16 protein-coding genes are annotated in these 23,250 nt (G+C 37.8%); 4 read left to right on the top strand and 12 right to left on the bottom strand.

All coding sequences use genetic code 11. The features are described from left to right. Positions 1-12: 12 nt before the first annotated feature. The 6 genes from cps2T to WAA20_RS20035 all read right to left on the bottom strand — a co-directional run bounded on the left by cps2T (position 13) and on the right by WAA20_RS20035 (position 5,718). Entirely contained in the window at positions 13-1,251 is a 1,239-nt protein-coding gene (cps2T, locus tag WAA20_RS20060; protein WP_073390307.1) for a beta 1-4 rhamnosyltransferase Cps2T, read from the bottom strand. A gap of 56 nt (positions 1,252-1,307) precedes the next feature. Continuing rightward, positions 1,308-2,000: a CpsD/CapB family tyrosine-protein kinase gene (locus tag WAA20_RS20055; RefSeq protein ID WP_073390309.1), complete on the bottom strand. Its 693-nt coding sequence runs from the start codon at positions 1,998-2,000 to the stop codon at positions 1,308-1,310. Between the two features lie 159 nt (positions 2,001-2,159). Further along, a complete protein-coding gene (locus WAA20_RS20050; RefSeq protein WP_073390311.1) occupies positions 2,160-2,900 on the bottom strand; it encodes a hypothetical protein in 741 nt (246 codons plus the stop codon). Between the two features lie 47 nt (positions 2,901-2,947). Continuing rightward, positions 2,948-4,042 (bottom strand): LCP family protein, encoded by a 1,095-nt coding sequence (locus WAA20_RS20045; protein WP_073390312.1) that lies wholly within the window; start codon positions 4,040-4,042, stop codon positions 2,948-2,950. An 87-nt stretch (positions 4,043-4,129) separates the two neighbouring features. Continuing rightward, entirely contained in the window at positions 4,130-4,978 is an 849-nt protein-coding gene (locus tag WAA20_RS20040; protein ID WP_073390314.1) for a class B sortase, read from the bottom strand. Further along, on the bottom strand, positions 4,975-5,718 hold the full coding sequence (locus WAA20_RS20035; RefSeq protein ID WP_073390315.1) for a Wzz/FepE/Etk N-terminal domain-containing protein: 744 nt from the start codon (positions 5,716-5,718) through the stop codon (positions 4,975-4,977). The genes WAA20_RS20040 and WAA20_RS20035 overlap by 4 nt, the downstream gene beginning before the upstream one ends. Positions 5,719-6,387: 669 nt before the next feature. On the opposite strand from WAA20_RS20035, the gene WAA20_RS20030 reads away from it, so the two are divergent. Next, positions 6,388-8,052, top strand: a complete 1,665-nt coding sequence (locus WAA20_RS20030) for a bifunctional UDP-sugar hydrolase/5'-nucleotidase (RefSeq protein WP_073390317.1) — start codon at positions 6,388-6,390, stop codon at positions 8,050-8,052. A 148-nt stretch (positions 8,053-8,200) separates the two neighbouring features. Then, on the top strand, positions 8,201-9,097 hold the full coding sequence (locus WAA20_RS20025) for a DMT family transporter (protein WP_073390318.1): 897 nt from the start codon (positions 8,201-8,203) through the stop codon (positions 9,095-9,097). A 101-nt stretch (positions 9,098-9,198) separates the two neighbouring features. On the opposite strand, the gene WAA20_RS20020 is transcribed toward WAA20_RS20025, so the two are convergent. The 3 genes from WAA20_RS20020 to WAA20_RS20010 all read right to left on the bottom strand — a co-directional run bounded on the left by WAA20_RS20020 (position 9,199) and on the right by WAA20_RS20010 (position 12,711). After that, positions 9,199-10,530: a DNA polymerase IV gene (locus tag WAA20_RS20020; protein ID WP_073390320.1), complete on the bottom strand. Its 1,332-nt coding sequence runs from the start codon at positions 10,528-10,530 to the stop codon at positions 9,199-9,201. 255 nt (positions 10,531-10,785) lie between these two features. Continuing rightward, positions 10,786-12,138 carry an ISL3 family transposase gene (locus WAA20_RS20015; protein ID WP_073390590.1) on the bottom strand — a complete coding sequence of 451 codons (1,353 nt, stop codon included), beginning with the start codon at positions 12,136-12,138 and terminating at the stop codon, positions 10,786-10,788. Positions 12,139-12,336: 198 nt separating this feature from the next. Further along, positions 12,337-12,711 (bottom strand): hypothetical protein, encoded by a 375-nt coding sequence (locus tag WAA20_RS20010; protein WP_073390444.1) that lies wholly within the window; start codon positions 12,709-12,711, stop codon positions 12,337-12,339. Positions 12,712-12,878: 167 nt separating this feature from the next. On the opposite strand from WAA20_RS20010, the gene WAA20_RS20005 reads away from it, so the two are divergent. Beyond that, positions 12,879-13,454 carry a hypothetical protein gene (locus WAA20_RS20005; RefSeq protein ID WP_073390445.1) on the top strand — a complete coding sequence of 192 codons (576 nt, stop codon included), beginning with the start codon at positions 12,879-12,881 and terminating at the stop codon, positions 13,452-13,454. A 192-nt stretch (positions 13,455-13,646) separates the two neighbouring features. Here WAA20_RS20005 and WAA20_RS20000 read toward each other — a convergent pair whose 3' ends face one another. Further along, positions 13,647-19,916, bottom strand: coding sequence for a pectinesterase family protein (locus WAA20_RS20000; RefSeq protein ID WP_073390447.1), 6,270 nt, complete (start codon positions 19,914-19,916; stop codon positions 13,647-13,649). Between the two features lie 280 nt (positions 19,917-20,196). Here WAA20_RS20000 and WAA20_RS19995 point away from each other — a divergent pair, with 280 nt between their 5' ends. Further along, positions 20,197-20,697 carry a flavodoxin gene (locus tag WAA20_RS19995; RefSeq protein ID WP_073390448.1) on the top strand — a complete coding sequence of 167 codons (501 nt, stop codon included), beginning with the start codon at positions 20,197-20,199 and terminating at the stop codon, positions 20,695-20,697. Between the two features lie 100 nt (positions 20,698-20,797). On the opposite strand, the gene WAA20_RS19990 is transcribed toward WAA20_RS19995, so the two are convergent. After that, entirely contained in the window at positions 20,798-21,268 is a 471-nt protein-coding gene (locus tag WAA20_RS19990; protein WP_073390450.1) for an SCP2 sterol-binding domain-containing protein, read from the bottom strand. A 130-nt stretch (positions 21,269-21,398) separates the two neighbouring features. Then, a complete protein-coding gene (locus tag WAA20_RS19985; RefSeq protein ID WP_073390451.1) occupies positions 21,399-23,165 on the bottom strand; it encodes an ABC transporter ATP-binding protein in 1,767 nt (588 codons plus the stop codon). Between the last annotated feature and the right edge of the window lie 85 nt (positions 23,166-23,250).

Genomic DNA, 23,250 nt, shown 5'->3' with positions numbered 1-23,250 from the left:
CTCATTCCGTTATCAGGCACTCTTAATTGCCCCAACAGCAATTGCATGGTTTTCAGCTACTTTACTAGTGTCAATAAAGACTTCTTCATATCTTTCACTAATGAACTTCCAGCTGTATGCATCCAAAATTCTTTTTTGAGCTTTTTTCCCCAATAAAGCAATTTTTTCTGGGCTAAGTGCGTCTGCTTTATTAAATAGATTAGAAAGATTGCCAAATTCTTTAGTCCAATATAAAGCTCCATCTTCAGCACACTCTCTATTAAATCCAACATCATATAATAGATTTAATTCAGTAGCTCCTAATGCCTCTAACAAACTTGGATTAGTTCCTCCAACAGAATGACCATGTACATATCCATACGCATTCTCACGTATTTTCTTCAAAAGTTCCTGATTATATACAGTTCCAACGAATTTAATTCTAGAATCTTTTCTAAAACCATGGGCAATGTCCAATTCATTCAATAACGAATCATTTTTCGTTGAAATAATAACGAGATCTTTTTTGCTTTCACTCTTCATGAATTCACGAATAATAGTTTCAAAATTGTTTTCAGGTACTAATCTACCAACAACTAAGTAGTATTCTTTCTTCTTTATATTGTTTTTGTTATACCAATTAACAAGTTCAATTGATTCATCAGAAAGGATACTCTTTTTTGTTTCTGCTCCATATGCAATATATGTTGTATTTGGATTATACCTTTTATAAGTATTCTGAATATATAATTCGATATTCTTTGAATCACAAATAACGAGATCTGCATGCTTTATCATCAGCTTTTCTGATAATTTCCAGTATTCTCTAACTGGTTTACTCCACTTTGCTCTCATCCATTCATGACCATCAGGATTGACATAAACTTTTCCTCCAAGTTTATGAATCTCTGAAACATAATGCGCAAAAAATGGTCCAATTCGACAAGCAAGAACATATACAATTGCATTTTTTATTTCATGTTTTCTAATATGCTTTACACAATATTCCAATGCCATGCAATCATAATAAATTGCTTGCGCTGCTCCAACTTCCGGAACATGTATTTTGAAGCAATCAGCATTATGATACTTAAATCGTGCTGGCATTGACTCAAGTTCTGGTGACACACCATCACCATTAGCCTTACATGCCACATGATATTGTATATTTCTGTTATTCTGATGATACTCTGTTAATTTATCAAGAAAAGTTTCATATCCGCCATAAGATCCCGGTAAACCTTTGCTTCCTATAACATATACATGTTGCATATCACATTCTCCTTATTTTCTTGGAATTATTTAGTAACATACATTATTAATATTACTTAATCATTCCCATACCCATATTCTTTGCCGTACTTATAATACCCGTAACTATTTTTACTCTTATCAACTTTATTAAGAGCAACTCCAAGTACCTTACAGCCTGATGCTTCAAACTTCTCAATAGCTTTCTGTACAGTTTTAAAGTTAACTTTACCAGCTTCTACAATAAATACAGCGCCATCAGTATGTGGTGCTATTATAGCTGCATCTATTACTGTTCCAACTGGAGGAGTATCAATTATGACCATGTCATAATCTTTTCTAAGATCATCTAGCAGTTTACCAAGTTTATCTGTTGACAGAAGCTCTGTAGGAGCCTTAGTTGCAGGGCCTGTAGGTACAATGTACATGTTATCGAAGCCATCTGCAGTATTATGGTAGATGATTTCATCTACTTCACACTGTCCAGACAGATAATGAGTCAGACCGTATTTCATCTTGCCAGATACGAGCTTCATCTTAAGGATTGACTTACGAAGGTCTGTATCTACAAGCACTACTTTCTTACCAAGCTCTGCAAATGACTTTGCAGCTTCGATAGTGATTGTACTCTTGCCTTCATTGGTCATAGTACTTGTGAAGAGAACTGATTTAATGCCATCTCCTGCAAATGCTATACTGGTTCTAAGATTCTTAACTTCTTCTGTCATTCCAAAGGGTAGGTTCTTGGTTTCTAATTCAATATCTATCATGGCGACTCCGATTTTCTGCCTATTTTAGGCCGACTTTAATTAAACACTAGCCATTTATTCATCAAAAAAGCCTAGTGCATACATTCTTTAGATGATCGAGTCCCGAACTGTAATAATTCTTTAGGACTCTCTCATCTAAAATTAGGTAATGATCAGTTATTACTTCTTTTTCTCTTTTCTAAGGGAGATAAATGTACCAGATACGCATGCTACTGCGATCACTGCGAAGATTACTACGAACAGGATCTGATTATCACCTGTTCTTGGTGATGTCTTACTTCCAGTTCCTTTATTAGATGTATTAGCAGCTGCGCTAAGAGAAGTCTTCTCTGCTACAATTGCTACTGGTGAAAGGCTTGTAAATTCACCTACTACATATCCGTTACCTACTTCTGAAGCAACTTCTTCCCATACACCGATTGCTGTATTGTAGTGCATTACATGAATCTTAGTCTCAGTTGTGATTCCAGGAACTGTAAATGTGATATATACAGGGTTCTCAGCACTAACCTCAGTTCCTTCAGGTACTGTAACATCTACAGATACAAGAACTTCAAGATCTGCAGCTGTAACTGTTTTTACTTCTTCGTTATTACTATTTGTATTATTAGCCTTATTTGCAGCTTCTATTACTTTATTTATAGTTTCTGCAAGAATTGTCTTATCTTCTATATCAGCAAGAACCTTAGCATCTGTAATTTCTTTAGTTGCAACTTCAACAGAATTCTGCTTCCTATCAGCTCCGAGTACTGCAGCTTCACCTGCGTCTTCTCTTGATCTTGTAGCACCGAGAACTTCTGCTGTGTCTGTTCTACTTGCTGCAAGTGCGCTTGTTGTTCCAAGTGCAAATGTCAATGTTGCTAATACCATAGCTGCTGTTGTTAAAATCCTCTTTTTCATCACTCATCCCTCATCTTTTCTTAAAATATTGTTAATTCTATGAAGAGTCAGTTCTCTACATAGAAGAGTTGTATTATCAATTTGGTGAGTTCTTCATTGTCTACATAGAACTCATCATGAAGCACTCCTTCGACATTGTCACCGGGGAGCATGTAGACTGTGTCTGCTACAGCATACTTAGCGAAGCAGTCTGCAATATCAGCGCTCATATCTTCATAGAGATAGTCGCCTGCAGCTTCTTCCATAACGTTTATTACACCGGTTCCTTTCTGTCTTGCAGTCTGGGACAGCGCCAGCATGAACTGGGTCTGTCTGGACATTCGGTCCATGTTACTGCCTCTTGTCTCCACATCTCTTGTGTGGACGAAGTCGAAAGCATCTTTACCATTTAGAGTAATAACTGCACCTTCGGTATACATGGGATCAAGATCAGTCTCATCTGATTGAAGCTTTAATGTCACACCGCCTATTGCATCAACAGATGGCTCGATGCCATCCATTGTGAGAGATACCACGTTGTTGATGCGGGTTCTCATAAGTAGGTCGGCTACTTTCTGCTTGGTCAGGTTGCAGGCTTCTCTGGCTGAGCGTCCATAAGAATACTGCATCGTGATCTGCTCTTGTCCTGTGTAGAGGAATTCTCCATCGTTATTATATATATCAACGCCTACCATGGTATCTCTGTTGATCTCAAGGGGAGTTATGAGCTCTTTGTCCTTATCGATTATGAACAGGATCATGGTATCGGAACGTCCGCCCTCATCGATTCCGGCTCCCTGCCTGGTCTGGTCAGAATCATCTATACCCAGGAAGAGAACTGTCTCTATCGATGTATTTGGTTTGTACTTCACTCCGTTATAAGTTATGGTTCCATCAAAGTTATCGATTATGGCCGTAGTCGCTGTTGATGATGCTACAGTATTCGAATCATTTATTGATGATCCGCTTGCAGATACGTCCATAGTGCTATGCGTTTCTGAGCTTCTACGTACCGTTTTTTCATCAGCACGTATCGCGCTTTTATATCCATAGGCGCCTGCTCCGAGTACTATTACTACTGCAGCTGTCATCAGTATTAAGAATGTCTTACGTTCCTCGCGGCCAAATCTTTTATGTTTTCTATGTCTATGCTTATGACTCATATCAACCTCATGTTGTATATTATCGTCCCTGTTATTACGAGAAAAGCTTATTAGTTGAAAAAATGCTTTTTACATCACTTTATAAGATCAGTTACTATCTATATTTCTTCCATCTACTTGTGTCATCACCGCTACTACCAAAAAGCGGTTATCTCTAAGCTTCCTGTCACAGGTTGACAGCGTTATGATCTTGCTATCAGATGTAACTTCCATGTCATTATCATATATACTGCGCTCTTTCACTATGTCGTTCTGAAGAGATTGCAGAAAGAGGTCTCTATCCTCTCTTATATCATCATCATAGTAATAGGGTATATGTGCATCACTGTACATAACCGCAGCAAAAACTGTATAAGCATATGTATGGTCCTTGGTATAAATATAAATAGTCCTGTGATCATTGAAGAAATCTTCATCTTCATAGTCATGAAGGACTCCAAACATAGAACCGTCATTCATATTGTGACCGTATATAACTGTGTTGAACTCAATAAACTTACTGCTGTCGCATAGTTCTGTATATGGGCATCCGTATTCTGAGTAAATTCCGTCTGCTCCGTGGTTTAGATAATATGAATCATCTGTTGGATGCTGAGCTATTGGATAGTCAACCTTGGTATCCGGTATTGATATCCATGCGTATATGTCTTCATTAGAAGCCTGAAGGCTTTCAAAATCTATTGGGGAACTGAACGATGCTGAAGTGCCTGAACCTGATGTCGTGTCGTCTGTTACCGATACATTTGATGTATCTGCTATCTTATCTTTAATATTGTCTGTATCAGAAGCTGTATCGCCTATATGAGCTGATTCCTGAACGTCTTGTACGAGCTGCTCATTATGAATCTTATCCGATATCCTGTAACCTAAAGCTGCTGATATTATTCCAAGGAGTATTATTAATAGTATACATGCTATGAGTTTTTTCTTACTCATGATTTATGCTTCCTCTTCTTATTAATAATTCCCTTATCCTTTGCAATTGAATCTTCAAGTGGGAAGGAAGCAAATGTTCCAAGTCCTAAATACTTCCTTACGTCATCTTCATCCTTGATAGTATTATCAGAATAATATCTGACAAGTACGACGCCTGCTGCGAGGAGAAGACCTGCCATGAAGCCCATCGCTGTGTTCTTCTTGGTAGAAGGCTTACTTGGAAGCTTAGCCGGTACAGCATCTTCTACTGATGAAGGTTTATCTGTATCTATAACCTGTGCAACTCTGTCTGCAAGTACATCTGCGATCTCGTTGGCTATGTCTGCTGCAAGATCAGGATCAGGATTCTCAACTGTGATCTTGATGATACGCGAATCCTTAGGATTCTCAATATCTACTATATGTAGTAAATCTTCATAAGTAGTATCAAGGCCCAGGTTCATGATTACCTTCTCAAGAACCGGTCTACTGGTTCCAAGGATCTCAAAATCGACTGTAAGCTGTGATCCAAGCTGAAGGTCTGCCGCTGTTGTTATACTTGTTGTTTTTGAGAAAATGTAGATCATCGAAGATGATGTATATATCGGCGTCATAAAATTAATAGTATAAGCAAATGCTGCCGTAGCGCCGATGATCGCACATAATGCGATTGCAATGATGTTTTTCTTTAAGACAAAGAAGAGCTCAGCGAAATCAATTTCATCATCTTCTTCAAGCTGAATAAAATCCGTGTTATTCATATCTCACCATCCCTATTTACTTATAAATCATCATATCCACAGCCCCCTCATTGGCTATGAACTGACAGTGCAAAAAGCCCGCACTAAGCCCGCGCAATGAACCTACCCGTTTTCATTGCCCTACAAATTACATATTACTATTTATACATTCGTGTAACTTAGTATGATTTATACCGCTGATGATTATATAATATAAACTATCATTTAATCTATCATATTTTACTCTTTTTTTCATCAAAATTGTTAATTCTATCAAAAAAGTTAGAAAGAATCATTATTGCGCATATATACTGGCGTTATACAGTTTCATTAATATTTCCAATAGTTTTTCCATATATACTATTACTATATATTTTTGTTTTATTGTACATTTTTACTTTTAATATTATTTGTTTTCTTGCTATCTTTTTATGTAATTTTCAACTGCTGGAAACCCATTTTTGAATGTATATTTATAAGCCTATATTTTCATGCATTTTCTCAACACTGATCAATTATTAAAATCTATTAAAGATTCTTATTTAGCATATCCATAATCGGTATATTGAATATAAATAAATCCCAAATATTCTATATCGATTATATATTGATGTTATATGGCATTATATCTATACTAATATTGTAGGCTTTAAACCATCTACAATTTACAGTAAGGAGGGTACTGTAGGCATGAAAAGTAAGAAGTTCTTGAAACAGTTATTTGCAATGCTGCTTGCACTGATTCTTGTCATTGCATCAGGAATCACTCATGTGCAGGTACATGCAGAGGATTTTTCAGCGGATATCAGAACTATTCTTGATGTACCGATGGATTTATCCGGCAAGACTATCATCATTCACACCAATGATGTTCATGGTGCTATCAGTAGATATGCATATGTAGCATCTGTTCGCGATAACTTCGAAAAACGTGGTGCTGATGTTATTCTTGTTGATGCAGGTGATTTTAGTCAGGGCACACCTTATGTAAGCACTACTAAGGGATTTGATGCGATCACAATGATGAATGCTGCAGGTTATGACTTTGTAACTCTTGGCAATCATGAATTTGATTATGGCTATGAACAGCTCAGATCAAATCTGAACTTTGCTAAATTCAAAGTTCTGTGTGCTAATATTACAAATCCTGATGGAAAAAATCTTTTCACTCCAAATGCAATCTATACTAATGCTTCAGGTCTTAAGATCGGTTTCTTCGGAATGGAGACTCCTGAGACTAAGACTAAAGTTAATCCTTCTATGATCAAAGGCGTTAACTTCCTTAATAAGGAAGAAAATTATGTATGCGCACAGGGACAGGTTGATGAGCTTAAAGCCCAGGGTGTAGATCTTGTTATCTGTCTGTCTCACCTTGGTGTAGATGAAGAATCAGCTTTTGATGGTAACAGAAGTATTGATATGTACGCTAATACTACCGGTATTGATTTCATAATCGACGGTCATTCACACACTGTAATGACTCAGGGTAGTGCTGGTGAGCCTATTCAGTCAACCGGTACAAAGGTTGATAATATCGGTATTATCGAGATCGATAATGCAACTAAGCAGATCGATGATCATTTCCTTATTACTCTTCAGAATCTTGCTCAGGAAGTTACAACTTCCGCTAACGCAAACCTTATTTTCCAGAGAGTAAATAATGAATATGACAAGGTTCTTGGTCATACAGCTATCGATCTTAACGGCGAGCGTGATCCAGGTAACAGAACTGAGGAGACAAACCTTGGTGATCTTATAACTGATGCTATTAAGTGGTCAGTTCTTAAGGAAGGCGGATCTATCACAGTTCCTGAAGATCATGTTGTTGCTATCACTAACGGTGGTGGTATCAGAGCTTCTATTGAGGCTGGAAGCATCACAAAGAATGATATCAATACAGTTCTTCCATTTGGAAACACTGTAGCAGTAGTATATATTACAGGTGCTGAGCTTCTGGAAGTTCTTGAAGCATCAACATTCTGTACTCCTACAGCAATTGGTGGTTATCCTCAGACTTCAGGTATCAAGTTCACAATAGATACAACTAAAGAATTCCAGCAGGGTGAAGCTTATCCGGATTCAACATACTATGCTCCGGCAGCCATCACTCGTGTAACTATTGAGAGTATTAATGGTCAGCCATTCTCACTTACTGATACATATGCAGTTGTTACTAACAACTTCTGCGCATCCGGTGGTGATACATATTACAGATTCTTATCTGCAAGTGATCAGTTCGATACAGGTATAGTTATGGACGAAGCTGTTATGGCTTATGTTTCAGAAGTACTTGGCGGAACTGTTACAGCTGATAAGTATGGTGCTGTAAGAGGCGATCAGACAATAATCAAATAAGATTTAGTTTTACATTACAATCAAAATATAGGGAGAACAGCAGATTTAAGGTCTGTTGTTCTCCCTTTTTTGTTAAATTCGTTTCTTGTAATAGTTTCCAGATTATTCTAAGATTTATTCGTGATTCATAATTATCAGAGGAAATAAAATGTCAGATCAGTCCACACATAATAATTCAGCTCCTACCAGAAAAGAGCTTAGATTAGCTATTTTACATATTCTCTTAGCTGCGCTTGGTTTTGCCTTTATGACCTTTTTTATAAGGATATCAGGTGACCTTCCGACTATGGAAAAAGCTTTTTTCCGTAACTTTGTTGCTCTTTTTATAGCTATATATACATTATTTAAAAAGAAGGTGTCTTTTAAAGTCGTAGAAAGCGCTAAGCTTTCAATGTTCCTTAGATGCTTTTTCGGGACAACAGGGCTCATTGCAAACTTCTGGGCTATCGATCACCTTGGGATTGCAGATGCTAACATGCTCAACAAGCTTTCACCATTTTTCGCGATCATTATGTCCTATTTTATTATGAAAGAAATACCTAATAAAGTTGACTGGTTATGTGTAATACTCGCATTTACAGGGGCACTTTTCATAATTAAGCCGGGGCTTGGATTCGCTTCGTTTCCTGCTCTCGTTGGTCTTTATGGCGGATTCGGTGCAGGTACAGCTTATGCATATGTTCATAAGATGGGAAAGCTTGGACAGCCGGGACCTGCGATAGTGTTTTACTTTTCGCTTTTTTCCTGCCTTCTTACTCTTCCATTCATGATAGTTCAATGGGTACCTATGGCCCCATGGCAGCTTGGATGCCTTATAATGGCTGGTATATCTGCAGCGGTTGGTCAGTTCAATATTACAGCAGCCTATCAGCTTGCTCCTGCTAAATCAATTTCTGTCTTTGATTATACACAGGTTATCTTTGCAGCAATCCTTGGATTCTTATTCCTTAGTGAGGTTCCGGACGTTCTTAGCTTCATCGGATATGCGGTGATCATTCTGGCTGCAGTTTTTAAATGGGAATATAATAGAAGAAAGTCAGATTAAGGAAAATAGATGGACCACCGTGGCCCTTCATATTTATAAGTAAGAAGATACAACTGTCGGAAATTTCTGGATATAGATTCGACAGTTGTATCTTTTTATAATTACTTATGATTATAATGATCTCTTCCTTTATGAATTATCCCTTCACCATATTTAGCTTCAATAGTTTTGGTCATTTCACGAAGTTTACGCTGTTTTTCAGCTCTTTGGGAATCTCTTGTTCCTTTTGTACCGGAACTGCTTCCTTGTACATTCATGTCAAAGAGGCTCATCTGTCTGTATTCGCCTCTATCCAGATCTGCAGCACCTACTCCAACAAGTCTTATGCTATATCCTTGCGCCAGTATACCGTTTTCTCCAAGTGCCAGTTCGCTCATTAGCTTTGTAGCTTTTTCATATAATACATCTTCGTCATTGGTTGAATCTCCAATACCCATCTGCTTTGAACGTCTTTGGAATGTATCTGTTTTGACGCTGACGGATACGGTTGATGCAAACATGCCGTCTCTTTGAAGGCGTTTTGCTACTGATTCAGAAAGCCATTTAATTATCTGTGGCATTTCTTTTTCATAATTATCAAAGGTAATATCAGATCTTGTCGTTGTCTCATTGGAATAGCTCTTTGCATCTTCTTCAGCGGGATTGACATCGCTACTTCCTATACCGTTACAACTTTGATATATGTAGCTTCCCTGTTTTACGCCTAATATATCCTGAAGGATACGAAGATCAGTCTGAGCAACCGCGCCTATCGTTCGCATTCCAAGCTCAGAGAGCCTTGCTGATGTCTGTTTACCGCAGCCAAAGAGTTCTCCTATAGGTAGAGGCCACATCTTTTTTCTTATCTCATTTGGAAAAAGAGTATGTATCTTATCAGGCTTTTCAAAGTCCGAAGCCATTTTTGCAAGAAGCTTATTGGACGAAACTCCGACATTGACTGTAAATCCAAGGGTATTTTTTATTTCATCCTTGATCTTACCTGCAAGGATCAGAGCAATTTCCTTACGAGCATCTTCTTTATCACTATCATGGCTGCCTTCTAACTTATACATGTCAGTAACCGGCTTTGTCATATCGATAAAGGCTTCGTCAATTGAGACCTGCTCTATTATATTTGAATATGTCCGTAAGATCTCTATAAATTTACCAGAGTATTCCCTATAGGTCTTGAAATCACTATGCACCATAACAAGATTAGGGCATTTTTGCATCGCCTTAACTACAGGTTCTCCTGTTGTAACTCCATATTTTTTTGCAGGGATTGATTTGGCGGTAATAATGCCATGTCTACTTTCGACATCACCGCCAACCGCAGAAGGGATTGTCCTAAGATCTACAGCGTTTGGGTCATCTTTTAATATTTTTACAGCGCTCCATGAAAGAAAAGCACTGTTTACATCTACATGAAATATTATTTTTCTCGTGTTATCCATAGTAATAGTCTCCTCTTATATGATAACATGACATAAGAAGTCATAAATCACATAAAGGAGTCTTTTTAATTTATGGGTCGTATTAAATGGTATTATGCTCTTATTATTTTAGCTGCCCTTTTTATGGCAGGATTAATTCTTTCTTTAATGAGGTTTTTATTTTAACCAAGTTTATAATTTTAGAATCACCATAAAAAAAGGCTCTTTAGGGGTGATGGTGGGTAAAACTCCACATAACCCCAGTAAATATACTGATTATGCACTTCGCGCTTTTCGGTTGGGAAGTGGAATCCTCAAATCCGAGCATACCAGATAAACCATATCCAGCATATTTTGGATATTACGGAAGCCATATGCCTTGCGAATAATCAGTTTTATTTTATTGTTTGTTGCTTCGATTCTTGCATTGCTCATACCGAAGCGAATTGCATTTAAAATGTGTTCACGATGACGCTTGATTTTAAGATACAGTTCCTTGAAAGCCTTAATCCTGCTATGGCTTGCCCACCAGAGCCATCGATTTAATGCTTTATCTGCTTCATCGACATCCTTTAATTTTAAGATGAGACGAAGCATTTCCTTCATTCGATATGCTCTGTAAAGACGATTGTTGTTTTCTGCAATCATAGTTATTCTTGTCTGTTGGTTTTCGGTAAGGTGTTCAGGAGCTTTGCCAAGTGCATATGTAGAATTCTTTATTGCATCTGCTTTGGCCCTGGCTGCATTTAGCATAGCAGACGTTGGATCATCTTCCTTCGGACGTCCTTTCTTTCTGGGATGTTCCTTGGATAGTTGCGTGAACTCAGCATATGCTTCACGCCATACATCACGCCTTACTTCATCGAGCGCCTCCATTGCCCACTGGACTACATGGAATGGATCTACGCAGCGCTCACAGTCGGGAGTGAACTCATTAACACACTCGGTGATCCATTTAGCACCATCACCGGTTACGATTTTTATAGAAGAGAGCTGTTCTGGCGTGAGCTGTTTATAGAACTGCGTTAACACGCCCTTTCCGTGCCCCTGAGCAGCCCAGACTACGGTGTTTGTATCATGGTTGACGATGACTGTTATATACTTGTGTCCTTTCTTATAACTTGTTTCATCAATACCTATATTTACAAGGTTGTTTAGCCTTTTTGAACGCTCTGGCTCTATATCATTAAGTGTCCTGTTTATACAGCGGCCTACAGTTTCCCAGTCGACGCGCATATATTCAGACACAACACTTCGTGGCAGGTAAACAGCTAGCCAGCCAACTGTTAAATCAAAGTCACGAGTAAAACCGCTACCAGGATATGCCCATGGAGTATAAGCTGTTACTACCCCATGTATAGGACAGGCAACACGATGAGTCCTTGCTTCAATTTCAACAAGAACGGCACCCCAATCCAGTCCACGCCATGTCCTGGGCTGACTTGAATGTTGATCATAACGGGAACATTTCTTATGGCAATAGGGACAATAATCTTCATGCCACTTATCAGTACGAACCTGTATGCGTATGTGGTTTACACCATAATTGTCATCATAAAAGTATGCATCTTCTACAACAGCATGCTTGACATTGAGTAATTTTTTGCATAGTGTATTAGCAGAAACCATCTGTGGGTACTCCTTTGAGTTTTGGTTTGGTCGCTAATACTCTACAGGAACACAGGTGGTTTTTCAATTGTAAAAGTACATTAGAGGACTGGTATATTACCCACCATCATGCCAGAAGCCTCTAAAAAAATAGCTTATATATACCTGAAGTATTAGTTCAAGCATATATAAGCTGTGAGGTGGGTGGTGTGTATTATATCAAAAATAGGCTCTGTAAAGGCAATGCAGTGTGTAAGGTATAAATGTCACGAATCCGATAAGACCGGATACTGAAAGTGTAATGGGAAATAGTACTACTAAGAGGACTTTTACATTCTCCGTTCTGCGGTTAAACCAAGGAAGAACAAATACGGCGCCTGTGTAGATGATCAAAAAGAGTATTCCAAATCCTAATGATGTAAACAGGTAACCATTACTATTTCTAAATCCCATGTTTGCAAGTAATATTGAAATGTCCCATCTGTAAGCTACAGAATAAAACATTCCTACTGCCATACCTATTACAAAAGCTCTAATTTGATAATAAAATTTATTCCAATATTCATCTTTAATATAAGCACTTGTCTGATTCATTTTTTGACCTCCCAAAATCGCTTGGATTTGACAAGTGTAATAATATCATCATAATTAAATGTCTAGTCATTCATCCGACGAAATGCATGTTTTATTGGCTGAATGGTAATATAAACGCTATTTTGTATTATTAGATTACGCATATTTATATTGAAAGGAGCAATGTCTTGAAACTTGCAGTTATTTTCCCTGGTATTGGTTATACAAACCAAAAGCCATTACTATACTACAGTCAAAAGCTGGCTAAAACTCATGGCTTTGACGTTGTAGCTCTTGATTACACAGATTTTCCTTCTAATGCTAAGGGAGACAAAGAGAAAATGAAGGAATGTTTCGATATAGCCTGGAAACAGACTTGTGATCAGCTTTCCAAGGTGGATTTTGATAAATACACCGGAGAAGATGATTGCATATTCTTCTTTTCAAAAAGCATTGGTACTATTATGGCAGCGCGATATGCTCTTGAGAATAATATTCTTGCCGGGCAGATCTACTACACTCCTCTTGCAGAAACATATGAATATGTTCAGGACGGATATGGAATTGCTTTCCATGGAACTAATGATCCCTGGGCTGATAATGAAACCATTGAGAGATTGTCTTTAGAAAAACACATTGAGCTGGTAGAGATACCTGATGTAAATCATTCGCTCGAGTTGACTGATTCAGTCGTGGATGACATTGATTTCGTTGCAGATGTTATTGAAACTGTAGAGGGCTATATTTCTGATTATGAAGGATAACAGTTGATTGTATTTGACAAGCCGTGTTTCCTGCATCTTTTGGTGAATCAGAACATTTAATTATTATTATTTGCATGTTAAAAGCCGGTCATTTGTTTGTGATTCAAATGACCGGCTTTAACTATTCTGTTATTTATCAATTCTGTTCTTCAAAAATTAAATTTTTGAAAACCGAAGATGATCATGGTTCATTCAGATCCTTATAGTAATTCCAAAACGTTTATTGGCCCAGTTGCATGCTCTTTCATAAATGCTGTGGCTTTCAATAAGCACTCCGTTATCATCAAATACATAGATGTTCCACCACATTTCAATGCAACCTTTAACCATTTTCCCATCACTTCCAAAATAGTACTGCTTTCCGTCTATGGTCTGCCAATAGCGAACCATCAAACCATCTGCAGCAAAGTAATATGTGCTATCTCCGGCTGAAACAAAGGAATTCGTAACCATTACTCCATTGGAATCGAAGTAGTATGTATTCCATATCCATCTTGTCACAAATCCCGTTGCCATATGTCCTTTACTATCAAAGAAGTATGTAAGAACAGTTCCATCATCCTGACTTATATTTACAAAATCATTATTTACGATTCTTCCATCTTGACGAGCATAGTAGGTAAAATCTCCTACTGTAAAGAAACCTGAATTCTCAAGTTCGAAGTCTTCGCCAAAATAGTATGTATTGAAGAACCATAATGTTAGGAATCCCTTAACTGCCTGGCCCATATCATCAAAATAATAGGTCTTTTCAGAGACAGTTATGAATGTGTTTCTTGCCATTGCACCACTTTCATAGAAGAAATAAAGGTTTCCTTCTATCTTATGAAGTCCTGTCAGGTATGTTCCGTCAGAGAGCTGATAATAAACATTGAACCATTTTCTTACAAATTTTCCATCAAGGTCCTCTGAAGTGTCTTTTGACATATTCGCTTCACTAGTTGGTACTTCAATCTTTTCAGAATTCTGTCCTTCTACTGTAGCTCCTGCGTTCTTGCCAGATGATTCTGCAAGTACAAGGAATCCATTCATATTTATGGTTCCATCTTCATTACGCGTAATGCCGCAGATAAGGTCTTTTGATGACGATGTCATTGAAGAACCGATAGCAGCATCTGCATCTACTGATACGAACCATGAATCATCAACAGTGACAGATTCTGTGTTAGTAGATGATCCGCTTATCATGTAGTAATTAGATTCGTTATATACGTTTGCCTCATCCTGTGAGCCTTTAAGCTTGATCTGATCGTCTGTGCCTCCATCATTTCTGTATGAGATCACACCGTTTGCAAGAAATGCAGTATTTGAAGCATCATTGGTATAGAAAGCTACATTATATGAGCCATTGTTATAAGATGTGCTGTTAGTAACCTGAATGTCAGGGCAGCTATTTGAATCAATTCCCTTAGCTTTGTTACAGAAAGCTACAGAATTTATAAGCATATGCCCTCCAGCGATAGAAGATCCGCCCATTTTAAATCCGTTACCATTTCCTGCATCTATAAGGTTACCTACTTCATCAAGAACATAACCGTTCATAAATGCAACGCTGTTCTTTATGGTTACTGCACCTATAGCTCCTGTTTCTACCTTGGCAAATAGATCCCAGCCATCGTCTGCATTATAAGCTGCTATACATCCATCGAACACGTTACCTTCTCCAACCGTAAGCTTTGCTGCAAATCCGTCTGCATCTTCATATCCTGCATCTGCATTAAGGAAAGATGTGCAGTTAAGAATTGTGTTGTATGAAGGCCAGTCTTCAAAGGTATCTGTTGATTTGTAACGGCTTACCTGAATACCTGTATTTCCATTTCTGTAAGCATGGATACTATCAAGTGTATTGTATGATCCTGAAAGCTGCAGACCCTTTTGAGCATTCTGGGAATTAGTTACATCAAATCCCTGGAAGTACCAGTAGTCACTTGCAAGTATCATACCTGCACAGTTTCCTCCAAAATCAAATACAGGTCTTTCTTTAGATTCCGGATCAGCTATCATATAGATAAGCTGATCTTTGGTTCCATCAATTCCTCTTTCTACTACAACTGTGCTTGTAAGATTATAGGTTCCTCCTGCAAGAAGAATCTTATCTCCAGGTTCAACTACTTTTACAGCAGTATAGATATCCATTGGATCTTCTTTGGTTCCCTTAGCATCTTTTGATCCATCTGGACTTACATAGTATACGTATCTTTCTCCCTTTTCATAATTGACCGTAATGGTAAATGTTACGGTATCATATGTTGTTAATACTTCATAGGTATCAAATCTGAACTCAGGATCCGGTGTAAAGGTTCCAACATATGTATTTGTACCGGCTTTTAACGTAACATTTGTTTTTGTTTTGCTGTTAGCAGTTACCGCTGTTTCTTCAAGTACTACATTTCCTTCTTCATCTGATATTGAAAGAATTCCGTCTGCGTTGCCATAATATACAAGTTCATAAGAAGGCTGATTTGCAAAATCTGCAGATTCAAATCCGGCAACAAGATCGGTATATGTAAGAGGATGTTCTTCTTTTGCATCATCATCAGATGGGTTTATTGTTGTTAGTGATGTGTTAGTCACTTTTATCGTTGCATTTCTTGCAGCGAAGAATCCTACATAGATGTGATCCTTATCTATCATGGTAAGATTATCGCCTTCATCCGGGTGATAGAAAAGCTTAGAACCTATTATATTGCCTTCAGTATCTGAATATGTTAATACATAACCTGTGTTATTTCTTCTTATAGACATATGGAAGGTTGTTGTAAGCGTTGAAACATCTGTCATTCCTGACGTGTTGGTGTAATTACCACACATGTTATAGGTTCCTGCTTCAAGGCCTTCGTCAGCTGCACTGGTTTCAAGTGTATACATTGTACTTGAAAAATCACTTATGTCTCCGCCTTTTATGGTTTCAAGATTATCAGCTGTAACACCTTTCTTTTCCTGCGCTCCTACACCTATTTTCATGGTATATGTATTGCCGTTATCACCTGTATATGAAACCTTGGTAGCAGATAGCATGTATGAGTTGTTCCAGAATGTAGATGTATCACCGTTTATACCAACAGCATCAGCTGCCATGATTCCAAAGCCTTCCTGACCATTGGATAACTTCCAGCTGTCAACAGCAATGTCGGCTTCCAGTGTAAAGTTCTCGTTTGCTGCATCAATTGTTACATAGTAGAAAGCAAGGCCATCAGTGGAAGCTGGAACAAGCTTTCCTTTTCCATTAGTAGACGAAACTGTTATAGTGCCATCTGCACTAACACTTGCTGTATTATAATCAGTTGAAATTGAAGATCCATAAGTTGAAAAATCCCATGCATGATCTGTATCTCCCGATTTATTTTTTCTAAACGCATCAAGTGTTATTTTTGTACCATCGGCCAAATAAGGGGTTGTGAGTACGCTGTCAGAAGTGGTCCATGTTGTCCACGAGGCAATTCTTGCAGATGAATTATCTACTCCTGATGACTCTGTGGTTCCGTATTCGTACATCTGCGCCTCGCCGCCGAGAGAATTAAGCCATCCTGCAGGCTGGATAAGAGAGCTGCTTCCATATGTGGAGGCAAGGGTACTGTCACATTCATCAATCGTTGTATTATAGAATACTACCTCACTGGTATTAGCCTGCCATGGTCTTCCAAAATAACCGGGTTTACTTGTTGTATAGCTATAATATTTGCTGTCTACATCTGTTCCTGCTTCTACACTTGTTATGTGGCATTCATACATCAGATAACCACGGCCTGATGACTGCTGAGCGGCAGTAATATATCCCACATCGTTCTTGTTATCAGTTGTATTAAATTTAAGTTCGCACTGGTAGAATATTGCTGTCATTCCGCCAAATATGTAGTCTACAGCACCGTAGATTTCGCAGTTGTTGAACTCAGCATAAGTCATTTTTCCGCCATATAAAGTATCCTGACGGCCTACTACTTTACAATTAGTAAACACAATATCTGAAAGATTATTGCCAAGAGCCAGAGCTGATGCTCTTTCTACATAAGATTTCTGCTGTACAACTGTGCTTCCCTTTTCAAGGTCATTTCTTGTTCCATCAGAGCCTTCTTTAGCTCCTTCCATAGCCACAATTGTATCTTCTGCTGCAAGTTCTGATACATACTGGTTAAAAGAGTTTTCAAATATGATCCCTTCTGCTTCGAATCCATCAGCATTAACGTATACTGTTGCATTCCACATTGTTGCTGTTCCGGATCCCGGGTTTGTAACTGAAGGATATCCATTTTCCTGATTAACCTTCAGTACCTCTTCATCATATCTGTAATCCTCTCCCATAGAATAGTATGTATATCCATGACCATAATATGATGTGATCCTTACTGCTTTATCAGAAACAGATACGCCGGAATCTGCCAGTTCTATGCTGGCGTCATCTCCGGCTGCGTTGACCAAAGATACGTTATCCACATCGACTATAAGCATCTCCTGATAATTACCTGGATCAATCTTGATAGTTACTCTCTGGCTATCATCTCTTTCCATATGACGGATAGCTTCAATAGCATCACTTATAGTCTTATAATCCTTATCCGTACCAACTGTTATTATTTCTGAATAGGCTATTTTACTCTCTTCAGAAGCTTTCTTCATTACGATTTCTTTAGATGTGTCTTCTCCATTTACTTTGATATCAGATGTAAGTGCCATCTCATATCCTGGAAGCGCTGCTTCTACGTGATACTGACCATCTCGAAGTGCAATTGCTCCATCGATGACATCCTGACCTGTAAAGCTATAACTATAGGAGTCAAGCTCACCTGTGATCGGAGTCTTTAAAATAGTTAATGTAAGAGAAAGTTCTGATAACTCAGCTTCAGATGGGCCTGATACAGTAATATTTACCATGTGTGTATCTTTGGCTTTAAATACTATATCCATAGTTCCATCTTCATCTGCTGTTATCGTCTGTGTCTCAAGTTCATAATCGTCAACACCTGATGCCTCAAGATCATAAAGCTGTCCGCTCTCCAGCTCAAGTGTAAACAGATTTGTATCTTTTGTTTTTGTAAGAACAGGTGTGTATGGTCTGTCTTCGTCATGATTTGTTATCGTTAGTTCAAGAGCGTCTACTTTATCTGCTGGCAAATTTTTGAACTGTCCTTTTACTGTAACAACATTAACCTTTGATACAGTAAGATCTACAGAAAGATTATTATCAGATATATTATCTATGGATATAAGACCATCTGTTAACTTTGTTGAGTCTATAACAAATCCGTTGGCGCCTGTCAGTTCTACTGTATAGTCATACATTTTATCAAGCACTACGCTGTATGAATAAGAACCGGCATTTTCCTCAACTTCTGTTGTAACAGTTCTGATCTTATTTCCATCCGGCGATAACTGTGTGAAAACAAGCTCAGCGTCATCTGCTGTAAAATCGGATGGCGTATCGATATCACCTGTTACTGTTACCTCATTTGCTCTTTCTATATATACTCTGGCTACAACGAGCTTTTCATCCAGGCACCAAAGGTAATAATCACCGCCTTCAGGCACGTAGAAGATAAGCTCCTCTACTCCTGCTGTTTTGTTATACTTTACGCTCTGAATAGGCTCATCATCCAGATTCCTGCCCCATGCATAGGTAGCTGCATTACCATTAGAACCTGCCATCACATATACGATATCACCAGCGCCCAGGCTCTCAATCTTAAGACCGGTAGTATTTGTGCTTCCACTGTTTGAATATATAAATCCTCTATAAGTGTTTCCGGATGCATCTGTCTTATTCTTATCATCATATCTGGAGATATTCTCATTAGTTGATCTCAATCTGTTATTGGTCTTGGCACTATAAAAAGAAAGTCCTGTTACAGTATCAAAGCTGCCAAGAGTTACGCCTGTTGATCCTGCTGTAACAGACTCTCCATATAAACCGTTGATAGTTTCAACAGATAAATTGTTATTATATGAGACATTATCGGTATCAGCCAGATAATCACCTGCAAAATCCCAGACCTCATATTCATGCTCGTATCCATCCTGGGCATTTGAAGGCGCTCCTTCTGCAAGATATACCTGTATATCATCCTCCTCTATTTTTTCTTCTTTATCTGATTCGGTATCCTGATCAGAAGATGCTTCTTCTGTTTCTTTAGCGTCTACTTCTTCAGAAGATACTTCTTCTGTTTCTTCAGAAGCCGTTTCTTCAGAGGTTGTCTCTCCAGTGACTGCATCTTCAGAGGCACCCTCTTCAGTGGTTGTTTCATCAGCGACTATTTCTTCTGTACTGTCTATGCCTTCATTTTTAATTTCAGCATCATCTTCATTTCCTGTTTCGGTGTCATGATCTGAAGGCGAAGTTGCTGTCTGCTCGGGTTCTTCTGCATTAGAAACAAAAGATGTTCCCGGTAATAAAGAAGATGTAGCCATAACGGTCACTAATGGAATGCCCATTAAAGCAGATAAAATCTTACCTTTTGTGGATTTTTTCATTATACCCTCCCCTATTCAGTTGATTTTTGGAATTGTAAACGTTTACATAGAATTAGGTAAGATTATTATAAACATAGATTGGTCAATATTAACAGATATAAATGTAGTTAAAGTGTATTTTTGTAACTTCTTACAAAATGCTCCATCTTTATTTAGCCATTTTTCCTTTTCTCTTTGCAATTAAAAGATATTATTATAAAATGTATAGGGATTTATGTTTTTTTCTAATATACAGCCTTATTAAACTTAATCTGATCTACTTTTTTCAGAAAGGTTCGATATGTTTTTTCATAGAAAAGCGAAAACACTTGTACTATATTATTCACAGAGCATGGGGAATACAAAGAAAATCGCCAAGCGTATTGCCGATATAAAGTCTTATGATATTGAAGCCATTGATACAATCAATGAGTATACAGGTTCCTTTGATGATATTATGGCTCAAGGCAAAGAGGAAGTTGAAAGTGGTTACAGACCCAAGATTAAACCTCTTGTCCACGATATTATGAGTTATAACAGAATCATTATTGGTTCTCCAACATGGTGGTTTACTATAGCGCCCGCCGTTTCAGCATTTCTTGATCAGTATGATCTTTCAGGCAAGACAGTTATCCCGTTTGTTACATATGGCGGATATGAAGGTCATTCCCTTTCTGATCTTGAGAAACAGTGCAAGACGACAAAGATATTAAATCCAAATTCAATCCAATTTGATGCTGAAAATCTGAATAAAATGGCAATTTCAGAAAAAGATCTTGATACATGGATTCAGTCAATATAAAACATAATTAAAACTTATTCATAAAAAAGACCGGAATCGAAAAATTCGATTCCGGTCTTTCATCCGCTTGAACACAATATCTATACAATAACACAAGTTATTATTTTGCAGCTGCTACAGTTTTCTTCTCTGTTGTCTTCTTGGTAGACTTCTTAGTTGTAGTAGTCTTCTTTGCTGTAGTTTTCTTAGCAGCTGGTTTTTTAGCTGCCGCTTTCTTAGGAGCAGCTGCCTTCTTAGGCTCCTCTGCTTTTACTGAAAGCTGCTCAAATGCATAAAGGATCTTATCAAGATCTCCCCATACTTTTGCAGTTTCATCGTTATATGCATCTTTAAGCGCAAGCTTCTTGGATGATAAGCTAAGAGCTACGTCAGCACTTGTTGTTACAACTGCATCTCTGTCAAAATACTCAAATGGTTCAACATCAACATTGCTGTCAGATATCTCAACATAGAAAGCTCCTTCAGCTTCGCCTTCGATATTGAACTGAACTGCTACATGCTCTTTAATACCACTGGCATCTAGCGCACCATAATTCTTCTTTACCTCTTTTACCAATTCTTCATAAGTCATTTTCCCATAACTCCTTTTTTACTGGTTGTAGATATTCTGAATTTCCTAGTTCGCATTACAATTACCATTATCTCATATTTCGAATTATTTTCAATACTTTACCGCATTAAAATAGTCCAAAAAGATAGTATTAAATAGCTTTTCCGAGAAATTGACTCATGTAAAGGTCGTAGTAGAAGCCTTTCTTTTTCATAAGTTCATTGTGATTTCCCATTTCTACAATATTTCCACTGTTCATAACAAGGATTATGTCAGCATTTCTGATAGTACTGAGTCTGTGGGCTACTACAAAGCTTGTCCTTCCTTCCATCATTGCGTTGAATGCATCCTGGATCTTCATTTCTGTTCTGGTATCGATGGAAGAAGTTGCTTCATCAAGGATCATCATGGAAGGCTTACTCATCATTACTCTGGCAATACACATAAGCTGCCTCTGGCCCTGGGAGAACTCTTCACCGTTTTCTGTTATCACTGTATCGTACTTCTTAGGAAGCCTTTGAATAAAAGAGTTTATATGGCAGATCTTGGCAATCTTTATCATATCCTCTTCTGATATATCAGGATTACCCATGGTGATATTTTCTCTTATTGTCCCGGATTTAAGCCATGTCTCCTGAAGGACCATACCATAGCCATTTCGAAGTGACCCTCTTGTTATATCTTTTATATCTGTTCCGTCAACAAGTATTGCTCCTTTGTTGACATCATAAAATCTCATAAGAAGGTTTATAAGAGTGGTCTTGCCACATCCTGTAGGACCAACGATAGCAACGTTTTGTCCCGGAGCTACATCAAGATCAAAATTCTCGATAAGCTTCTGTCCTTCGACATACGAAAAGCTTATATTATCGATCTTGATATTTCCTTCAAAGTGATCAGGTGAAATAGCATCTTCCTTGTCCGGAATCTCGCTCTTTTCTTCTATAAATGCAAAGATACTGGCTGCACATGCAATAGCATTCTGAAGTTCAGTGATAACGCCTGATATTTCATTAAAGGGTTTTGTATACTGATTTGAATAGGACAGGAAAGCAGTAAGTTGTCCTACGCTCATTCTGCCTGATACAACTGATAATGCTCCAAATATTCCTACACCTGTATATACAAGGCTGTTGATGAACCTGGTAGATGGATTTGTTATAGATGAAAAGAAGGTTGCTCTTAAAGACTTATCCCTCAGTTTATCATTTATAACATCGAATCTGGCCATTACATTGTCTTTTTGGTTGAAGGCTTTTACAACTCGCTGTCCTTCGATCATCTCATTGATAAGTCCGGTCTGCTGTCCACGGATCTGAGACTGTTCTTTGAACATCTGAAAGGTTCTTTTTGAAATAAAACCTGCAACCAGGAATGACAGAGGTGTTATAGCAACTACAACAACCGTAATTCCTATATTAACTGTAAGCATGAACACAAGGGTTCCGATAATAGTAACTATTCCTGAGAAAAACTGTGTGAATCCCATAAGAAGTCCGTCAGCGAACTGGGCTGCATCATTAATAATCTTACTTTCAATTTCTCCATATGGATGTGAATCTATATATGAAAGTGGCATTTCCTGTATCTTGGTAAATGCATCATTTCTTATATCTCTAACAACGTGATAGGTCATCTTGTTATTGCAAAGATTGATAAGCCACTGACCAATACTGATGATCACAGTGGATACAATAATGATTGTTATTATTTTGAACACTCCCTTGAAATCAACCTGGGAGGGGCCAAACATGTAATCCACAGCCTGTCCGGTAAGCTTTGGAATATATAAAGTTAGCAATACTGTTACAAATGAAAGTATCAAAGAAATATACAAGTATATCCTATATCTTTTAATATATTTAAAGACCTTTTTTATAATCTCTTTCTGATTAGCTTTTTCTTTTCTTTTATTCATGTTAAACCTCATGACTTTTTGTCACTTCTTTTAAATAGTTACTGTTATCGCATTCACCTAAGCTATCTGTCTGATCGGTATACAG

The organism is Butyrivibrio fibrisolvens, from assembly GCF_037113525.1.
GTDB classification, from domain to species: Bacteria; Bacillota; Clostridia; order Lachnospirales; family Lachnospiraceae; genus Butyrivibrio; species Butyrivibrio fibrisolvens.
Note: the sequence above shows the minus strand (reverse complement) of the source record. Positions and strands in the feature narration are given on the sequence as shown.